We start from the raw sequence: 376 nt of genomic DNA on the forward strand, positions 1-376 counted from the left end.
AGGCATCCCCATGTATTGAAAGGCATGGATCATCCCAATAAACAGATTTTCCTGCTTGGCATTTGGGAAAAACTCAATGTAGCGCTGGCCGCAGTGGTGGCAGATCATAACAGAGCGAGCAACCGCCCCACTTTTTATTATGCACCACATCATATCGAAATCCACGTCTCCCGTCAACGCCGACCGGTGGAACGCCGGAGGCATCAGCCGAAAAAACCAGCTCTCAGCCCAAAGTCCAAAAATCATATAGAAATAATTCTGTTAAAATATCTAAGGCAACACCGCACAGAAAAGTAAGCGTGATACAGCCCGACATGATATAATAAAAACATGGATAAACAGATGACAATGTCTGCGCTTAGTGATGAGCTGGCGC

1 protein-coding gene is annotated in these 376 nt (G+C 46.0%); it reads left to right on the top strand.

Annotated elements, in window-relative coordinates; all coding sequences use genetic code 11:
* On the top strand, positions 1-297 hold a 297-nt coding region (locus H6B51_RS17375; protein ID WP_204884830.1), incomplete at its 5' end, for a hypothetical protein.
* Positions 298-376 lie beyond the last annotated feature (79 nt).

It is taken from the genome of Pseudoflavonifractor phocaeensis, assembly GCF_016901955.1.
GTDB classification, from domain to species: Bacteria; Bacillota; Clostridia; order Oscillospirales; family Oscillospiraceae; genus Flavonifractor; species Flavonifractor phocaeensis_A.